General features: G+C 53.1%; 16 protein-coding genes. All 16 read right to left on the bottom strand.

Annotated features, from left to right (window positions below; genetic code table 11):
• Positions 1–5 precede the first annotated feature (5 nt).
• Positions 6–917 (bottom strand): protein translocase subunit SecF, encoded by a 912-nt coding sequence (secF, locus tag B5F17_RS04170; RefSeq protein ID WP_087371140.1) that lies wholly within the window; start codon positions 915–917, stop codon positions 6–8.
• 17 nt (positions 918–934) lie between these two features.
• On the bottom strand, positions 935–2,269 hold the full coding sequence (gene secD, locus B5F17_RS04165; protein WP_016146649.1) for a protein translocase subunit SecD: 1,335 nt from the start codon (positions 2,267–2,269) through the stop codon (positions 935–937).
• 74 nt (positions 2,270–2,343) lie between these two features.
• The gene (gene purB, locus B5F17_RS04160; RefSeq protein WP_016146650.1) at positions 2,344–3,774 is read right to left on the bottom strand and encodes an adenylosuccinate lyase; all 1,431 of its coding nucleotides are present in this window, start codon (positions 3,772–3,774) and stop codon (positions 2,344–2,346) included.
• Positions 3,775–3,897: 123 nt separating this feature from the next.
• Positions 3,898–5,103, bottom strand: a complete 1,206-nt coding sequence (locus tag B5F17_RS04155) for a pyridoxal phosphate-dependent aminotransferase (protein ID WP_016146651.1) — start codon at positions 5,101–5,103, stop codon at positions 3,898–3,900.
• Between the two features lie 148 nt (positions 5,104–5,251).
• A complete protein-coding gene (locus B5F17_RS04150) occupies positions 5,252–5,908 on the bottom strand; it encodes a thiamine diphosphokinase (RefSeq protein ID WP_087371138.1) in 657 nt (218 codons plus the stop codon).
• A complete protein-coding gene (rsgA, locus tag B5F17_RS04145) occupies positions 5,878–6,774 on the bottom strand; it encodes a ribosome small subunit-dependent GTPase A (protein WP_206396699.1) in 897 nt (298 codons plus the stop codon). Before rsgA ends, B5F17_RS04150 begins: the two co-directional genes overlap by 31 nt.
• Before the next feature lie 6 nt (positions 6,775–6,780).
• Positions 6,781–8,991, bottom strand: a complete 2,211-nt coding sequence (gene pknB / locus B5F17_RS04140; RefSeq protein WP_162608070.1) for a Stk1 family PASTA domain-containing Ser/Thr kinase — start codon at positions 8,989–8,991, stop codon at positions 6,781–6,783.
• Positions 8,984–9,748: a Stp1/IreP family PP2C-type Ser/Thr phosphatase gene (locus tag B5F17_RS04135; protein WP_016146655.1), complete on the bottom strand. Its 765-nt coding sequence runs from the start codon at positions 9,746–9,748 to the stop codon at positions 8,984–8,986. The genes pknB and B5F17_RS04135 overlap by 8 nt, the downstream gene beginning before the upstream one ends.
• A complete protein-coding gene (gene rlmN, locus B5F17_RS04130; protein ID WP_087371132.1) occupies positions 9,745–10,803 on the bottom strand; it encodes a dual-specificity RNA methyltransferase RlmN in 1,059 nt (352 codons plus the stop codon). The genes B5F17_RS04135 and rlmN overlap by 4 nt, the downstream gene beginning before the upstream one ends.
• Complete coding sequence (rsmB, locus tag B5F17_RS04125) at positions 10,800–12,149, bottom strand: 16S rRNA (cytosine(967)-C(5))-methyltransferase RsmB (protein ID WP_087371130.1); 1,350 nt, start codon at positions 12,147–12,149, stop codon at positions 10,800–10,802. Before rsmB ends, rlmN begins: the two co-directional genes overlap by 4 nt.
• On the bottom strand, positions 12,142–12,843 hold the full coding sequence (locus tag B5F17_RS04120; RefSeq protein ID WP_087371127.1) for a zinc metallopeptidase: 702 nt from the start codon (positions 12,841–12,843) through the stop codon (positions 12,142–12,144). The genes rsmB and B5F17_RS04120 overlap by 8 nt, the downstream gene beginning before the upstream one ends.
• Positions 12,844–12,869: 26 nt before the next feature.
• Entirely contained in the window at positions 12,870–13,799 is a 930-nt protein-coding gene (fmt, locus tag B5F17_RS04115; protein ID WP_087371124.1) for a methionyl-tRNA formyltransferase, read from the bottom strand.
• Positions 13,796–14,269: a peptide deformylase gene (gene def, locus B5F17_RS04110; RefSeq protein WP_087371121.1), complete on the bottom strand. Its 474-nt coding sequence runs from the start codon at positions 14,267–14,269 to the stop codon at positions 13,796–13,798. Before def ends, fmt begins: the two co-directional genes overlap by 4 nt.
• A gap of 14 nt (positions 14,270–14,283) precedes the next feature.
• A complete protein-coding gene (gene priA, locus B5F17_RS04105) occupies positions 14,284–16,728 on the bottom strand; it encodes a replication restart helicase PriA (RefSeq protein ID WP_143287667.1) in 2,445 nt (814 codons plus the stop codon).
• 6 nt (positions 16,729–16,734) lie between these two features.
• Positions 16,735–17,946: a bifunctional phosphopantothenoylcysteine decarboxylase/phosphopantothenate--cysteine ligase CoaBC gene (gene coaBC, locus B5F17_RS04100; RefSeq protein ID WP_087371115.1), complete on the bottom strand. Its 1,212-nt coding sequence runs from the start codon at positions 17,944–17,946 to the stop codon at positions 16,735–16,737.
• Positions 17,947–18,291, bottom strand: a complete 345-nt coding sequence (gene rpoZ / locus B5F17_RS04095) for a DNA-directed RNA polymerase subunit omega (protein ID WP_016146663.1) — start codon at positions 18,289–18,291, stop codon at positions 17,947–17,949. It abuts the gene before it with no gap.
• Between the last annotated feature and the right edge of the window lie 10 nt (positions 18,292–18,301).

Genomic DNA, 18,301 nt, shown 5'->3' with positions numbered 1-18,301 from the left:
GGTTGTTATACGCGGCGCTTCTTGAAGCGCTTTCTGAAGAAAGCCCACAGGGAGCTGGACAGGAAGATGGACGAATAAGCACCAGATACAATACCGATCAGAAGCGGCAGCGTGAAGTTGCGCAGCGACGGCACACCCAGAATGAACACCATACCGATGGTGAACAGCGTGGTGAGCGTGGTATTGATGGTACGACCCATGGTCTGCCAGATCGAACGATCGGCAATCGACTCGAAGCTTTCCTTGCGTGCGGTGCGCAGGTTTTCACGAATACGGTCGAATACGATGATCGACGCATTGATCGAGTAACCGAGAATGGTCAGCGCACACGCGATAAAGTTCTGGTTGAACGGCAGCTGGAAGATGACATAGACCGACAGCATGGCCAGAAGGTCATGAATCAGGCAGATGACAGCAGCCAGACCAGAGGTAAACTCAAAGCGGAACGAGATGTAGACGAGCATCAGAACAACGGCAACGATTGCAGACAGGAAAGCTGCCTTCTTCAGGTCGTCACCGACCGTCTTACCGACGTCTTCGTTGGAGATCAGATCGTCATCGGTCAGACCATACTTTTCCTGCATCGCAGCGATCACGTCTGCACGCTGCTCACTGGTGAGGCTGGTCGAACGGATGATGACTTCGTTGTTCTCATCGCCCGTAATCTGCGGTGCGTTGGGTTCTACACCGGTGGTGTCCTTCACCAGAGCCTGAATCTCATTGAGGACATCTGCGTTGAGCTCGGTGTTTTCCATGCGGAATTCCATCTGCGTGCCGCCGGCAAAGTCGATGTCGAAGTTATAAAGGTTCACACCGAACGGAAGTGCCAGCAAGCTGACCAGACCGGTGATGCAGAGCAGGACGGAAATAACAGCAAAAATCTTAAAATGCTTTACGATTGAAAAATGGTTCTTCATTTTGGCTCCTCCCCTCCTTACGCACCGTAGACCTTAGGACTGCGAATCTTAAAGTCGACCATGCGATTGAGCAGGAAGTGCGTGAGGGTCAGCGCAGTGAACATGGAGATGATAACACCCAGTCCAAGCGTTGTAGCAAAGCCGACGATCGTACCGGTACCCAGGAAATACAGGACGCCGGCAGCGATCAGGGTCGTAACGTTAGAGTCCAAAATTGCAGTGAATGCACGCTTAAAGCCCGAATCGATCGCGGATTTAACCGTCTTGCCTGCACGCAGCTCTTCCTTGACGCGCTCGAAGATAATGACGTTTGCGTCAACTGCCATACCGATCGACAGGATGATACCGGCAATACCGGGCAGCGAAAGGTTAACATGCAGCAGCCCCAGAATGATCAGCTCGAGGGTGCAGTAGAAGGCCAGCGCGATGCAGGCGATGAAGCCAGGCAGACGATAGACCAGAATCATAAAGATGCAGACGAGAGCAATACCGATTGCTGCGGCGTAAACGCTGGTCTTGAGTGCATCAGCGCCCAGCTGAGGACCAACCGAACGCAGCTCAACCTGCTGCAGCGAGAACGGCAGCTGACCGACGTTAATCAGGTTTGCAAGCTCACGGGCAGAATCCTCGGTGAAGTTACCGTTGATCGAGCAGGTGGAGCTGTTGATTGCCTGGCTAACGGCCGGAGCGGAAACGATCTGATCGTCCAGAACGATGGCGAGCAGATTCTGACCGCTGGCTGCGTCCATCTGAGAGATTGCAGAAGTGGCTTCGTAGAACTTCTGAACGGCATCGGAGTTGAACTCCAGTGCAACATACCATTCATCGACAACCGAGCTTGCCGACGGCTTACCGTAGACAGCAGTTGCCTGCTTGATGTCCGAACCGGTCAGCCATTCCTTGCCGGTCATATCCATAAAGGACAGCTTTGCCGTAGCACCCAGCATCTGTACCGCGTCTTCGGGATTCTTGATGTTGGGGATCTCGACCAGCAGACGATTGTCACCCTGGATGGAGACGTTGGCTTCGGTGTAGCCTTCGGCAGTCAGACGGCTGCGCAGCAGGCTCTGTGCGGTAACCATGTCGTTTGCCAGATTACCGTTGTCGTAATCCTCGGGCAGAATGGCCTCAAAGGTGATAGACGAACCGCCTACCAGGTCCAGACCACGACGGATACCATTGGTAGCATCGTGAATGCTGGGGATGATGACCGTGGCGTTTTCGGCATCTTCGGCCGACATGTTGACCGGGGTGACGAATCCGCCAGGGATGGTGAGTCCCTTAATTGTCGCGACGGCCATCACGCCGATGAGCAGGATCACGGCAATAAAAGAGAAAATACTCTTTTTCACGTTTTAAACCTCCTAAATAAAATACACATAACGTGTATTATAGCCCCATTCGACAGGGTTGTCAAATCGGTCGATTACAGATTGATTTCGACCGTAATATCTGCGTCTGCGAGGTAGGGCTTGATACGAGGCTCAACTTCGTTGTGCAGGAAATCGTCGACCTGTGCCGGGCAGCGTCCGATGTAGCGAGCGGGATCGAGCTCAGCCATGATTTCTTCACGGGTCAGACCGAACATCGGGTCAGCAGCAATGCGATCGATGAGGTCATTTTCCAGACCTTCCTCCTTGATGCGCTTGCCAGCTGCCATAGAGTGCATACGAATCTGCTCATGCAGCTCCTGACGGTTGCCGCCGCGCTTTACAGCACTCATCATGATGTTCTCGGTTGCCATAAAGGGAAGCTCGTTCATCACGCGCTGATGAATAACCTTGGGATATACAACCAGACCGGAGACGACGTTAATCATGATGTTCAGGATGGCGTCAACAGCCAGGAAGCCTTCCGGAATGGAGATACGCTTGTTGGCGGAGTCGTCCAGCGTGCGCTCGAACCACTGATTGTAAGCGGTAAAAGCGGGGTTCAGGCTGTCGCAGATGACATAGCGAGCCAGAGCGCAGATACGCTCGGAACGCATAGGATTGCGCTTGTAAGGCATTGCGGACGAGCCAATCTGATGTGCTTCGAAGGGCTCTTCGATCTCCTTGAGGTGCTGGAGCAGGCGCAGGTCGGTTGCAAACTTACCGGCAGACTGTGCGATGCCGGACAGCGTAGCGAGTACCTGAGCGTCGATCTTACGGGAGTAGGTCTGACCGGAAACCGGAACGACACCAGCGAAGCCGAAATCGTCAGCGATCATCTGCTCCATCTTCTTGATCTTCTCATCATCGCCGTCGAACAGTTCCATAAAGGAAGCCTGCGTACCGGTGGTGCCCTTAGAGCCCAGCATGCGCAGATTTTCGATACGATAGTTGATCTCATCGAGATCCATGAGCAGCTCGTTCATCCAAAGGGTTGCACGCTTGCCGACGGTGGTCAGCTGTGCGGGCTGGAAATGGGTGAAACCAAGGGTGGGCTGCGCCTTGTGCTCTTCTGCGAAGACAGACAGCTTTTCCAGAACAGCAACCAGCTTTTTACGTACCAGCTTGAGGCCTTCACGCAGCTGAATGATGTCGGTATTATCGCCTACATAAGCGCTGGTCGCTCCCAGATGAATAATGCCGGCAGCCTTGGGGGCAACCTTACCGAAAGCATAGACATGACTCATAACGTCATGACGGACTTCCTTCTCACGTGCACGGGCGACCTCATAGTCGATGTTGTCCTTGTTGGCCTCCATCTCATCGATCTGCTCCTGGGTGATGTTGAGACCCAGAGCCTTCTCTGCCTTAGCCAGAGAGATCCACAGACGACGCCAGGTGGAGAACTTCATGTCGGGAGAAAAGACATACAGCATCTCCTTGGAAGCATAACGTGCCGAGAACGGACTTTCATAAACAGCGCTCAATGTTAGACATCCTTTCGCATACAAAATTGGTCAAATGAACAAAAAAGACGGACGAAAACGTCCGTCTTTATTTTAGCAGTTTTCGCAGGTGCCTGCAAGAAAAAATGCAGATCGCCGATGATTTTAGGCGTTTTTAATAAACTCTTCCAGTCGGTCGAGGCCCTTATCGATTTCTTGCATAGACGTTGCGTAGCTCCAGCGGATAAAGCCGGGGGCTGCGAACGCAGTACAAGGTACGGTTGCAACCAGACCCTTTTCCAGGAACAGCTTGGCAAAGTCGTTGTCATCGTTGATTTTCTGGCCGTACATTTCCTTGCCGATAAAGGAATGCATGTCCATCATAACGTAGAATGCACCCTGCGGCTTAATGCAGGAAACGCCTTCGATTTTATTCATGCGTTCAACCAGGTGGTCACGACGTGCCTGGAATGCCTTGCGCATGTATTCAATATCTTCCTGCGGGCCGTTCAGTGCTTCGATGGCAGCATACTGAGAAATGGTGCTGGGCGCGGAGGTCGAGTGGCTGACATAGTTGCTCATTGCACGTGCGATTTCGGGGGACGCTGCGGCATAGCCAATACGCCAACCGGTCATAGCATAGGACTTGGATACACCGTTGATGACGATGCAGCGGCGGTTAATCTCTTCGCCCAGGGACGCGATCGAGCAGTACTCCAGATCATCATAAACCAGATTGCTGTAAATATCGTCAGCGATTACATACAGATTGTGCTTGATGCAGACATCAGCGATTGCCTGCAGCTCTTCCTTAGTATAGACCATACCGGTCGGGTTGGAGGGCGAGTTGAGCATGAACGCCTTGGTCTTGGGCGTAATAGCAGCTTCGAGCTGATCGGCGGTGATTTTGAAGTGCTGATCCTGGCCTGCTGCAACGATGACCGGAATTGCGCCTGCCTGCTGAACCATTTCGCTGTAAGAAACCCAGTACGGCGCTGCGATTACGACCTCATCACCCGGATCACAGAGAACCATGAGCGAGAGGAAAACGACGTGCTTTGCGCCGGAAGCGACAACGATCTGCTCGGGACGATACTCCAGACCGTAATCTTCACGCATGCGGTAGCAAGCAGCCTTTTTCAGCTCAAGCAGACCGGATGCCGGTGTATATTTGGTTTTATTGTTTTCAATTGCGAGAATACCAGCCTGCTTGATGTGCTCGGGCGTGGGAAAATCGGGCTCGCCGGCGCCAAAACCGACAACATCGATACCGTTGGCCTTCATATCTTTGAACATCGAGTCAATCACCAATGTGGTAGATGCCTGTACACGGGATGCAATTTTTGAAATGGGCTTAAGATCCTGATGCATTTATAGTGACCCCCTTGGTTTAGTAATTCTATTATACGGCAATTGATCGATTTTTGCAAGATGAGAGCGAAAAAGCTGCAAGGCATAGAAAACAAAAAAATCGCTCTGACTCCAGAAGAATCAGAGCGATTGTGACAAAGTGCGAAGATCAGCGAGCGCGATCATGGGAACGAATGATAAACGCTCTTCCCTGTTTGATCGCAATGCGCGCGTGCGATGCGGTCACTTCGTTTGAGATTGTGTACATCGTGCTGCGCGTGACCGATGCATCAGATAACGGATATTTTGCACCTGTGATGGATACACCGTGCAGTGTGTAGTCCAGCGGAATGATGGAAAAATACTTATATGCATCATCCCGTGCAAGTTCAATGGTGTCGGAATCGACAAAGAACAGTTCGTTCTGTGCATCCAGAATACGGCAGGTGCAGCCGCGCTCCCAGGCATATTCACATAGGGAGAGATTGGACAGCAGATGATCGAGCCGTCCACCGGTTGCACAGGCAATCCAAGCCGAGGTGCACCCGCGATCGATGACAACCTGCAAGGCGTGCATGGTGTCTGTGTCATCTTTTTCGGGTACCAGCTGAATGCGCTCACAGTCGATATCCGGACAGACACTGGAATCAAAGTCTCCGACGATTAGGTCGGGATGACAATGCAGCTTGGCAAGATGGCGTGTACCGGAGTCGGCACAGACGACTTTAACAGACGGATGCACCTGCAAAAAGCGTGCAACATAACCGACTTCCTGCTCTGGAGAACCGGATAAAATCAGCGCTTCTGTTCCTTGCCAAGTTTCCATTCTTTCAGATCCTTTACACTTTCGTACAGTTTGACATAGCTGTCATAGCGTGACTGCGCGATTTCACCCGCCTCCACGGCTGCCCGAATGGCACATCCCTTTTCCTTGACATGTGCACAGCCGGTAAACTGGCACTGCATTAAGTAGGGTTCGAACTCGCGGAATGCATATTGCAGATCTTCTCGCAGGACAAGATCCATCTGCTCGGTGTCGAACGAGGAAAAGCCCGGCGTGTCGGCAATATATCCGCCGTCGTAAGGAACAAGTTCAACGTGACGGGTTGTGTGACGGCCACGGCCGATACGATCAGAGATCGTACCGGTTTCGGCAGCAAAGTCCGGAATCAATCGGTTGAGCAGGCTGGACTTGCCAACGCCGGAATTACCGGCGAAGGCAGCCGCCTTGCCGCGCAGGAAGGTGCGCAGTTCCTCTACGCCCTCCCCTGTCGCTGCACTCAAACGGAATACTTCGATTCCGACACTCTTGTAAATTTCATAGAGCTCCTGACTGTCATTGAGATCGCATTTATTGAGCACGACACAGGAGTCAATGCCCTTGTTTTCTGCAATCGCGATGACCTTATCAATCAGAAACGGTTCGGTTTTGGGCTGCGCTTCGGTCGCAACGATGACAACCAGATCCAGGTTTGCAACAGCCGGACGGATGAGACTATTTTTGCGAGATTTGATCTCAAGCAGGTATCCTGTTCCGTCCGCTTGTACTTCGAGCTCTACCAGATCACCGACGATCGGCTTGCCGATGGTCTTACGGAACTTGCCGCGTGCTTTACACTCAACGACACCTTCCTTGGTATCGACGTAGTAAAAACCACCGATACCCTTTAAAATACGTCCATCCATGTACATTGCGGTTTACCTGTACATAAACGTGAACGAGTTCGCGTTGCCGTTGATGTAGTATTTTACGGTTTCCGACTGACCAACGGGGCCATGTACGGTGTAGGTAAACGCACCGTTCGCCGGATCATACGGGCCGGAATGCAGGATCGTACCGTCACCCAGCTCGACCGAAAGCGTTACCGTGTTCTGTGCATTGATCGGAATGCTGATCTCGTAAGAACCGTCACCCGTACCGGTGCTGCCGCCGGAAGAGCCGCTCTGCTCGGGATCACCGTTACCGCTCTGCTCAGGATCGCTGCTCTGATTGGAATCAGAGTTGTTATTTTCCTGGTTATCCGAATCATTGTCATTGTTTTCCGGACCCTTGGAGATGTAGAGCGTGATCGAGGTATCCGGCATAATCTTCTCACCGGAATCCGGGCTCTGACGGAAGACCTGACCAGCCGGTGTATCGTTGTACTCCTCGCTGGTGTTGATCGAGGTGAAGTTGAGCGCATTCAGCTCAGCGCGAGCAGCCGAGATGTCCTTACCGACTACATTCGGCAGTTCAACAGCCTCCGGACCATCGCTGACATATAGGTAAATGGTGTCACCCTTCTTGACTTCACGGCCAAGCTCGGGGCTGATGCTGATGACCTTATCCTTTTCGACGGTCTGATCGTTCTTGTGCTCAATCTGAACCTCAAGGCCCAGACTGGTCAGCTTGTTTTCAACTGCCTGATAGTCTTCACCGAGGATACCGCCGATGATGCTTTCATCCAGAACGATGACATCTTCATCCTTGGTGTCCTCTTCTTCGTTATCGCATACAACAACGGTAATCTGACTATTCTTGTCAACCTTGCCGCTTGCGGGGTCCTGCTCGAGGATTTCGCCATCCTCGGCATTTTCATCTGCACGGCTCTCGCCCTCAACGATAATAAAATCATTGCCGTACTGGGACTGAGCATCTTGCAGCTGCATGCCGACCAGATTGGGTACATCGACCTTGCCCGAACTGCTGAACAGGTTTCCGGCCTGCATCATAAAGACTGCAACACCGGCTGCAATCATTACAAAGACAGCGACTGCGATACCAGCCATTGCAGCGGGAGAATCGCTAAGCGAGCGTTTCTTCTTTTTGCGCTTGGAAGAACGACGATCGTCTTCATCCTCTGCCTCGTAGCGATCACGACGGTCGCGGTCAGCGGGAGTCGAGCGCGACTGCGAGGGCTTCTGGCTGGGGCGATAAACCTGATCCTGCGGCTGCGGATCGTCAAACGAACGGCTGTGCGCAGTTGCTGCGGCAGCCTGCTGGCGATTCATACGCGGCAGTGCGATGGTTTCGTCAGTAGCAGCACGACCACCGCCAGGCATGCGCGCTTCGGCACCAGCCGAAGTGAAGCGCAGATTCGGGTTGTTCTTGAGACGCTCCAAATCATTGTAGATATCGTCAGCCGATGCATAACGCTGAGACAGAACCGGGCACATTGCACGCATGACGATGTCGTCCATACCGCGCGGAATGCCGGGAACCAGTTCGCTCGGGAGCGGTGCCTGTGCATTGATATGCTGCATGACAATTGCGATCGGGGTATCGCCGTCAAACGGTACACGACCGGTCAGCATTTCGTACATAACAACGCCGAGCGAGTACAGGTCTGCGCGATGATCGATGCGGGAGCCCTTGGCCTGTTCGGGAGAAATATAGTGAACCGAACCGATAGCCTCCTGAATGACGCGCGTCTCCTGATTCTTTTCAAAACGAGCGATGCCGAAGTCGGTTACTTTGACCGTGCCATCACGCAGCAAGATGATGTTATGCGGCTTGATATCCTGATGGATGATGCCGCGGCTGTGCGCGTGAGAGAGCGCCTTGGAGATCTGCTGCGCAAAAAACAGCGTTTCCTGCCAGGACAGACTTCCCTTGCGCTGCAAGTAATTCTTGAGCGTGATGCCCTCGATTAGCTCCATAACGATGTACTGAACCGGGCTGTTGGAGGGCGAGACGTCGAAGATCGAGACGATATTGTTATGGGACAGCTTGGCAACCGCCTGTGATTCATTGCGGAAGCGGCGATGGAATTCCTCGTCGTTTGAGAATTCCTCCTTCATGATTTTGATGGCTACAAAGCGATCCAAAACGCGGTCACGCGCTTTATAGACCACAGCCATGCCGCCGACACCAAGAATCTCCAACATTTCATAGCGGTTGTCGAGCAGCTTTCCTATGTATTTATCCATTTTCAGCTTCTCCTTGTTTTGAAATCCCTGCGCCTGTAAACAGGATTGCGGTAATGTTATCAGAACCGCCATTGTCGCAGGCGGCGGCGATCAGATGTTCAACCGCTTCATCAAGAGAGCGGGAAGCGTTGACGAGAGAGACGATTTCAGCATCTTCCAGCATACCGGTCAAACCGTCGGAACACAAGAGCAAAAGATCGGTCGGGGCGAGCTCGCCCTCAAAAATATCGGCTTCTACGAATTCATCCACACCGACAGCGCGGGTAATCAGGTTGCGATTGGGATGATGACGTGCCTCCTCAGCGGTGAGCTTGCCCTTGCGGTAGAGCTCCTGCACGTAGGAGTGGTCGAGCGTAAGCTGTGTGATGTCATCCCCGCGGATGCGGTAGGCACGGCTGTCACCGATATTGATGAGCGTTGCATGGCGACCATCAATGACAGCGGCAACCAGCGTTGTTCCCATACCTTCCAGATCGGGATCACTGATAGACTCCCGGAACACAGCTTCGTTTGCGCGGTCTACGGCAATGCGCAGTGCACGGACGGAGGGTCTGCTGGTACCGGAAAACAGTTCTTCGACCTTGTCGGCAAAGGTATGAGCGGCGATGGTAGAGGCAATATTTCCGGCTTTTGCACCGCCCATGCCATCACAGACAACCAGAAGCGCATTATTTTTCTCTTCGTGTAAGATGGTCAGGAATGCGTCCTGATTGTTCTTGCGTACCATACCCTGGTGGGTTTTTCCAGAGACGATCATTGTATGATTTCACCTTCTTCAAGGGTTCTGCGACGGAGCTGACCACAGGCTGCGTCAATATCCGGGCCGAGCTTGCGGCGAACGGTTGCGGTGACGCCGTGACGTTCCAAGATTTGCTGGAACTTACGCACGGTATCACGTGAACTCGGCTGCAAGGGACTTTCCTTGACCGGATTGAGCGGAATCAGATTGACGTGTGCCGGACGGCCACGCAGCAGAGAGGCAAGTTTTTCCGCCTGCCAGGGGCGGTCGGTCTTGCCGCGAGCCATCATATATTCGTAAGAGATACGGCGACCGGTTGTATCAAAGTAGTATGCACAGGCCTGCATGAGACGTGCAACCGGATAACGCTTGTCGACCGGCATAATACTGCTGCGGCTCTCGTCGTCTGGCGCGTGAAGCGAGATCGATAACGTGATCTGCAATTTTTCATTTGCCAGTAACTCTATTTTATCAGCTAGACCGCTTGTTGACAAGGAAATATGGCGCTGACCAATCTGAATACCGCCGGGACAGGAAACTAAATGGAGAAATTTTAGTACATTTTCATAGTTATCGAGCGGTTCACCGGTGCCCATCAGTACAATATTGCTGACCGGTTCGCCGGACTCCTTTTGAATAAACAGCACTTCATCCAGAATCTCGCCCGCGCTGAGGTGACGTTTGAGACCAAACAGACCGGACGCACAGAATTTGCAGCCCATGCGGCATCCGACCTGTGTGGACACACATACCGTGTTGCCGTGTTCGTATCGCATCAGGACACTTTCCACGCAGTCGCCGCCGCGCATCTGCCAGAGATACTTTCTTGTGCCATCTACCTGGGATACCTGCTTGCGGACGCAGACCGGAACGGTCAGCTCATATCGCTCGGATAATTTTGCGCGAAGCTCCTTGGATAGGTTGGTCATTTCATCGAAAGATTCAACGGCCTCGTGCAGCCATTTGAAGATCTGACCGGCACGGAAGGGCTTCTCACCCATTTCTTTCAGATCGGCTTTGAGTTCTTCGATGGAAAGACATTTGATTTCTTTTTTCTGTATTGCTTCGCTCATGTCAATCTCCTCAGTTTTGCAATAAAGAAGCCGTCCGTATCATGAATAGACGGTAATAATGTAATCATGCCGTTTTCCGATGTACCAAAGACGGGGTGTTCAATGGGGACAGCTTCAAATTCCGGATGCTGCTGCAAAAATTCCTGTACAACGGCTTGGTTTTCGCGTTCCAGAATGGTGCAAGTGGAATAAACCAGCGTACCACCCGGCTTGACATAATTTGCGCAGTTTTCCAGAATCTTTTTCTGGATTTCCGAAAGATTTTGAATCTCATCGGCATCCTTATAGCGAATTTCAGGCTTTTTCCGAATGATTCCCATACCTGAGCATGGAACGTCACACAAAACAGAATCTGCCTTCCCTACCCATTCGACACGCGGCTGTGCGGCATCCTGTAAGGTGGGCTGAACAGTGGACAATCCCAGACGCTGGGCACCAGCCTGGATTTTTTCCAGTTTATGTTCGTAGATATCGCAGGAAATCACCGTTCCCTGATTGTGCATGCGTTCTGCGATGTAAAAAGTCTTGCCGCCGGGAGCTGCACAGCAGTCCAGCACCAATGTATCGGGCTGCGGGTCGAGCAGCTCGACACAGACCGCGCTGGCGGTATCTTGAATGGTCACAACACCTTCGGTAAAAAGCGGATGGGATGCGATATCACCGCTTTCTGCAAGAATCATAGATGCAGCTTTGGGATGCGGATGAACGGTAAATCCATCTTCGGTCAGTCGCTTCAGCACGGTATCTCGATCACTGCGCAAGAGATTTACACGGATAGACACCGGAGCAGTCGCGTTGTTTGCTGCTAAAATGGCTGCGGTCGGTTTTTGACCGTACTGTGCAGTCAGCAAACGCACCAGCCATTCGGGATGGCTGTAATGCAGACTGTAAAAGCTTTCCTTGTCCGGACAGTTCAGACGCGGCAGCTGATTGTCTGCCGCTGCCTGTGCGACAGCACGCAGCACACCGTTGGCAAAACCGACGGTGCGCTCGTTTGCGTGCGCGTAATTGCGGATAAGCGTAACGGTCTCAGCCACTGCGGCATGCGCAGGAATGCGATCGGTTAGAGCGAGCTGATAAATACCGAGTTGCAGACAGATGTGCACACGAGGTGCAATCTTAGATAAACGCACCTTGGAAAATTGCCGCAGATACCAGTCGCACAGCAGACGGTTTTGGATGACGCCGTAAGCGAGGCGGGTAGCCAGTGCGCGATCACGCGGTGCAAGATCGGCACGATCTAAGTAGTGGTGCAGCGCACCATCTGACCATGCACCTTCCTCTTCCATGGAGAACAGTGTAAATGCCGCAACTTCTCGAGCGGTATGGGGTCTTTTTTTAATCATCACGGCGGCCTCCGAACAGAATGATCAAACGCAGCAGCTGCGCAAGAGATACGGCGAGCGCTGCAACATAGGTTAGTGCAGCGGCGGTCAGCGTCTTGCGTGCCATGGGATATTCGTCGTCATACAAAATGCCTGCATCTTGAATGGCAGCCAGTGCACGGCGGGATGCATTGATTTCAACCGGCAGCGTAATCAGCTGGAACAGCGTGGACAGACCAAACAGTGCAATGCCGAAGATTGCAAGATTCTGCGAGTTCAAAATGATACCCAGAAGCAACAGCGGCAGGGACAGTGCGGAGCCGGCGCGGGTCAGCGGAATGATCGCAGCGCGGACGCGGATGGGAGAATACCCCTTTGCGTACTGGACTGCGTGTCCGGCCTCGTGGCAGGCAACACCAATCGATGCAACCGAGGTGGAATGATAAACGCTGTTAGACAGACGAATCACATTTGCACCCGGCTCATAGTGGTCGGTCAGCTTGCCGGGAATCTCCTCAATGCGCACATTGGTGATGCCATTGCGGCGCAGAACGATGCTGGCAGCCTGTGCACCGGTGATTCCTCGGCGAGAATATACCGCAGAATACTTGGTAAACGTCGAGTTTACGTTATACTGTGCCCAGAGCGCTAAAATAATGCAGGGTACGACGAGAACAAGATAGGTCCAATCAAAGCCGTAGTAATATCCAAACATTTGAGAACCTCCGTGAAAGGATCGTGTCAGGTACCAAACTGAGTACCGACGGGAATTGCGTGGCCGCGCAGATAGTCGCAGGCAGACATGCGCTTGCCGCCAACCATCTGGAGCTCTGTAATGCGCATCGCACCGTCGCCGCAGGCGATGAGCAGACCGTGTTTTGCATCGGACTCGAGTACGGTGCCCGGTGCACCGGAGCCGGATTCCGGAAGCGCAGCATACACTTTGACGCGTGCGCCATCTAACGTAGTCAGCGCAATCGGCCAGGGATTCAGTCCGCGAATCAAACAGTCGATTTCATGTGCGGACTTATTCCAGTCGATCACGGCCATTTCTTTATCGAGCATGGATGCGTAGCATGCCTGGGCTTCATCCTGCGGAATACCGGGCATATCCTGTACTTCCAGCTGTGCGACGGTTTTTTCGAGTAGCGCAGCACCCATGATTGCCAGACGGTCAAAAAGTTCGCCAGCGGTCTCCCGTGCGCCGATTTCGGTGCGCTCAACAAGCAGAATGTTGCCGGTATCCAGTCCTTCTGCCATTTTCATTGTAGTAACGCCAGCCTCGCGGTCGCCAGCGATGACAGACCACTGGATCGGTGCGGCACCGCGCCAGCGCGGCAGCAGCGATCCGTGTACATTAACACAGCCCAAACGCGGGAAATCCAGTACATACTTGGGCAAAATCTTGCCATAGGCTACAACGATGATGAGATCGGGCTGGGTTTCGCTGAGTAGGTCAGCAATCGCGTCGTTTTTGAGCGTTGTCGGCTGGTGTACCGGAATATTATGTGCAAGCGCAAGGGTTTTAACCGGCGGAGGGGTCAAGATCTGCTTGCGTCCCTGCGGTTTGTCCGGCTGGGTCAGGACACCAACGACCTCGTGCGAGCTGTCGATCAGCATTTGCAGCGACGGCACGGCGAAATCGGGTGTACCCATGAACAAAATTCTCATTCCTGCTCCACCTCGACGTACTCGGTGACCTTTTCGGTGAACAAATGACCGTCCAGGTGCTCGGTCTCGTGGCAGAAGCACTGCGCAACGATGCCCTCGCCTTCACGCTCAAACCAGTTGCCATTGCGATCCTGCGCACGGATCTTTGCCCAGGTCGGACGCATGACATAGCCGTACTTGCCGGGAACGGACAGACAGCCTTCAATAGTCTGCTCCAGTTCGTTCATCTCAATAACTTCGGGGTTAATGAGTTCGACAACCTCTTCCGGGTCCTTATTGACATCGAGCAGTACGACAACGCGGCGCAGAATGCCAATCTGCGGAGCAGCCAGACCAACACCGCCGGACTCGAGCAGGGTCTCGGTCATGTCATCGAGCAGCGTGTGCAGATGATCGTTGAATTCGGTAACCGGACGGCATTTCTTTTTCAGCGTTTCGTCGCCGACCGTTAAAATGGTTCTCAGTGCCATAATGATATTATCTCCTATAATGTATCGGGGTTCAGGTCTGCAAAGAGCGACACCCCACGGTTTTTGTTGTCTTTTGAAAATTCGATCAGTACACCGGAAATCAGCTGCCGGCGTCTTTTATTGTCCGGGCATCGCAGAATGAGGTGATAGCGATAACGCCCCATGACGCGCACAACCGAGGCCGGTGACGGCCCGAGCACGGGATAATGAAAATCGGAAAATTGTCCTTCCATCAGGCTTAGGATGCGCTGTTTCAGACGCAACAGCGCGGCCAATACATCGCTTTCGTTTTCACCTGTGCCGGTCAGCATGAGCATCTGCTCTACCGGTGGCATCAATAGTGCCTGACGGCTTTCAATCTCATCGGCATAGAACTGTTCATAATCCTGCCGTGCGGCGCATAACAGTACCGGGTGATCGGGATTGTATGTCTGAATGATCGCACGTCCCTGTTTGCCGCGCCGTCCGGCGCGACCGACCACCTGCGTAATCAGCGAAAAGGTGCGTTCTTTGGCGCGATAATCTTGCGCAAACAGCGATTGGTCGGCATCCAGTACACCGACCAGGGTCACATGGTCAAAATCTAAGCCCTTGGCGACCATCTGTGTACCAAGTAGGATATCAGCGCGACCTTTGGCAAAGATTTCGAGCAAATGGTGGTGAGATCCCTTTTTGCTGGTTGTATCGGCATCCATTCGAAGCACACGCGCCTTGGGAAGAATGGTGTGCAGTTCTTCTTCCACTTTTTGCGTACCCGGACATTCGGTAAACAGATGCGGCGAATAACAGACCGGACAGAGTCCGCTGATCTCGATGGATGCACCGCAGAAATGACACATTGCGCGTCCGCTGACCGAGTGATAGGTCAGCGTCGTGGAGCACGACGGACATTCGGGAATCCAACCGCACATACTGCATCCGATTACCCGGCTGTTGCCGCGACGGTTGAGAAACAGAATGGACTGTTCGCCGCGTTCCAGATTTTCCTGCAATGCTTCATACAGTGTCTGACCGATCGTATACGTCCACCCTGCCCGGGACTCTCCGCGAATATCGGCGATCGTTACTTGGGGCAGTGCAGCGCCTTGATAACGCTCACGCAGTGTGAACATGGGATATCTCCCCTGCTGTGCACCGTAATAGCTTTCGATGGACGGTGTGGCAGAACCCAGTACGAGGACAGCGTTTTCTTGTTGTACACGGCGTTTTGCCACATCACGGGCGTGGTAGCGCGGAGACTGTTCAGATTTGTACGCACTGTCCTGCTCTTCGTCCAGCACGATCAGGCCGAGGTCACGCACAGGCGCAAAGACCGCCGAACGTGTTCCGATTACGACCCGGGCACGGCCGGAACGAATTTTTTTCCAGCTGTCGTATCGCTCACCGGCTGACAGCGCGGAGTGCAGAACAGAAACAGTATCTCCAAATCGACCAACAAACAGTCGGATAAATTGCGGGGTTAAACCGATCTCGGGTACCAGCATGATCGCCGAGCGGCCTTGTGCTAGAACGTCATCGATGAGTTTGAGGTAAATTTGTGTTTTACCACTGCCGGTTACGCCAAACAGAAGCGCAGCCTCGGGTTTTCCGGAGTCTAACAGCTGCCGAATGCCTTGATAGGCTTGTTCCTGTTCATTGCTGAGTACAGGTGCAGGAATCTGTTCGATCATGGAGTAATCGGGAACGCGCAAAGTCTCGATGGAACTCTGTTCCAGAATGCCCTTGCGCACCATGCCGCGCAGCGCAGATTCCGAAATACCAGTCATGTACAGCACTTCTTTTTGACTCATAGAACAGCCGTCCGAGAGCAGCGATACAACATCCATCTGCGCAGGGGTTCGTGCGCGGGAGGCTTTTTGCATGGCCTCTGCGGGATCAATCGCGAGCGACAGAATCCGTTCGGTTTTGTCCAAAGTTTTCTGTTTGATATTGCTATGATAAACCAGATATCCTTCGGCTTCTAGCTGGCTGAGCATGACACCGGTACAGCGTCCGTTGGTGAATCGACGAATTTCCTCGACCGTACGTTCGGGCACATCCTCGGAAAACAAGTCCATGATTTCCTGTAAGGGCTGTGACAGTGGGAGTATGGGCTGCTGCACAAGCGTATAGGTTTCCTTGCGCTGAAACCACAGGCCGCTGGGCAGCATCAGCCGCAGACAATCAAAAAAGGTACAGTACAGATGCTCGCGCAGCCAGATACCCAGCTTGATCTGTGTGGCATCTAAAACGGGTTCTTCATCAAGCACTTCGGTCACAGGTTTGAGCCGCTGTGCAGAATATGCTTCAGGACGCAGAACGAGAACCATGCCCTCTACTTTTTTGTTGCCGCGACCAAAGGGAACCAACACCCGGCAGCCAACTTTGACTGCTGGGATGAGCGGTTCCGGAATGGAATAATCGTATAGTTTGTCGATGGCATAGGTTGCAGCGCTGACTGCAACACCACAAACGGGCATGATCAATCAGCCTTTCTTGCGGTGCAGAGCCAGCATGCGATCGAGCACGATGTCGGCGAGAGAATCCTTCTGCATCAGACTGAGCGGTTCGCTGGAACCGTCACGATACAGCAAGGTTGCGACATTGGTGTCGTGTGCGAAGCCGGCGCCTGCAGTTTTGAGGTTGTTGGCGACCAGCATATCGCAGTTTTTCCCTTCCAGTTTTGCACGCGAGTTCTCGATCAAATCACGAGTTTCCATCGAGAAGCCGCACACAGTCTGGTTGTCTCGCTTCTGCATGCCGATTTCCTTGAGAATATCGGGATTTTTGACCAGTGCGACCGACATTTCGTCTGCTTTCTTTTTCAGCTTGTCATTAGCTTGGGTTTCCGGGCGGTAATCGCCGACAGCGGCAGCTTTGATGACCCAATCCTGAAGGGGCAGCTGCTCCATCACTGCGTCGTACATTTCCATTGCGGAGGTGATCGGGATAACCGAGACATTTGCCGGTGCATCAAGCGCAACCGGACCAGAGACCAGGGTTACCTTTGCACCACGCATTTGCGCACGCTGTGCAATTGCATAGCCCATTTTTCCGGTCGAATGATTGCTGATGAAGCGAACCGGGTCCATTGCTTCGCGGGTCGGACCAGCCGTTACCAGAACTGACAGGCCTTCCAGGTCGTGCGGCGTTGCAGCGGTTTCAATTGCATGTGCAATGTCAGCCGGATCGGCAAGCTTGCCCTTCCCAGTATCACCGCAGGCAAGACGACCGCTTGCGGGCTCGACAAAGGACACACCGCGTGCCTTGAGCAGCGCGATGTTCTGCTGTACGATGGGATTTTCGTACATATTGGTATTCATTGCCGGAGCAATGACCATGGGTGCCTTGGTGGCCATAAGGGTTGTAGATACCATGTCATCCGCAATACCATGAGCCGCCTTACCGATAATGTTTGCAGTTGCGGGAGCGATGACAAATACATCAGCGCGCTTGGCAAGAGAAATATGTTCGACCTCCCAGGTAAAGGTACGGTCGAACATATCGGTCACAACGCGGTGCTCAGACAGCACCTCAAGCGTCAGCGGGGTGATAAAGTGGGTGGCAGATTCAGTCATGATGATATAGACCTGCGCGCCCAGCTTGCGCAGACGGGAGGTCAGATCAGCTGCCTTGTAGGCTGCGATTCCGCCGGTAATGCAAAGGACGACATTTTTTCCCTGTAACGAGCTGCTCATTTAGGCATCCTCGTCGGTATCATCATCCAGGGTGTCCTCGTCTGCGGTGTCATCCTCGACATGATCTTCATGAACATCTGCGTCTTCGTGGTCATCCAGATCCAGCATACCGGGCAGCAGATCGGAAGTCAGTCGATACTCGGGCTCAACCTTGGGGCCGGGGCAATAAACGATGGTGCCGGCAGCGATCTCGTCGAGTGCCAGCTTGACTGCCTTATCCGGCAGCTGCTCATCTTTCTCCTCTGCTTCCTGTGCGATGTCGCGGGCACGCTGTGCGGCCAGATTTACCAAAAGATAGCGATTGCCTACCTTGTTCATCAGTTCCTTCATAGACGGTTTTAACATAGCTCTTTAC

The sequence above is a fragment of the Butyricicoccus pullicaecorum genome (genome assembly GCF_002160355.1).
GTDB classification, from domain to species: domain Bacteria; phylum Bacillota; class Clostridia; order Oscillospirales; family Butyricicoccaceae; genus Butyricicoccus; species Butyricicoccus pullicaecorum.
This window is presented reverse-complemented; position numbering and strand designations above follow the sequence as displayed.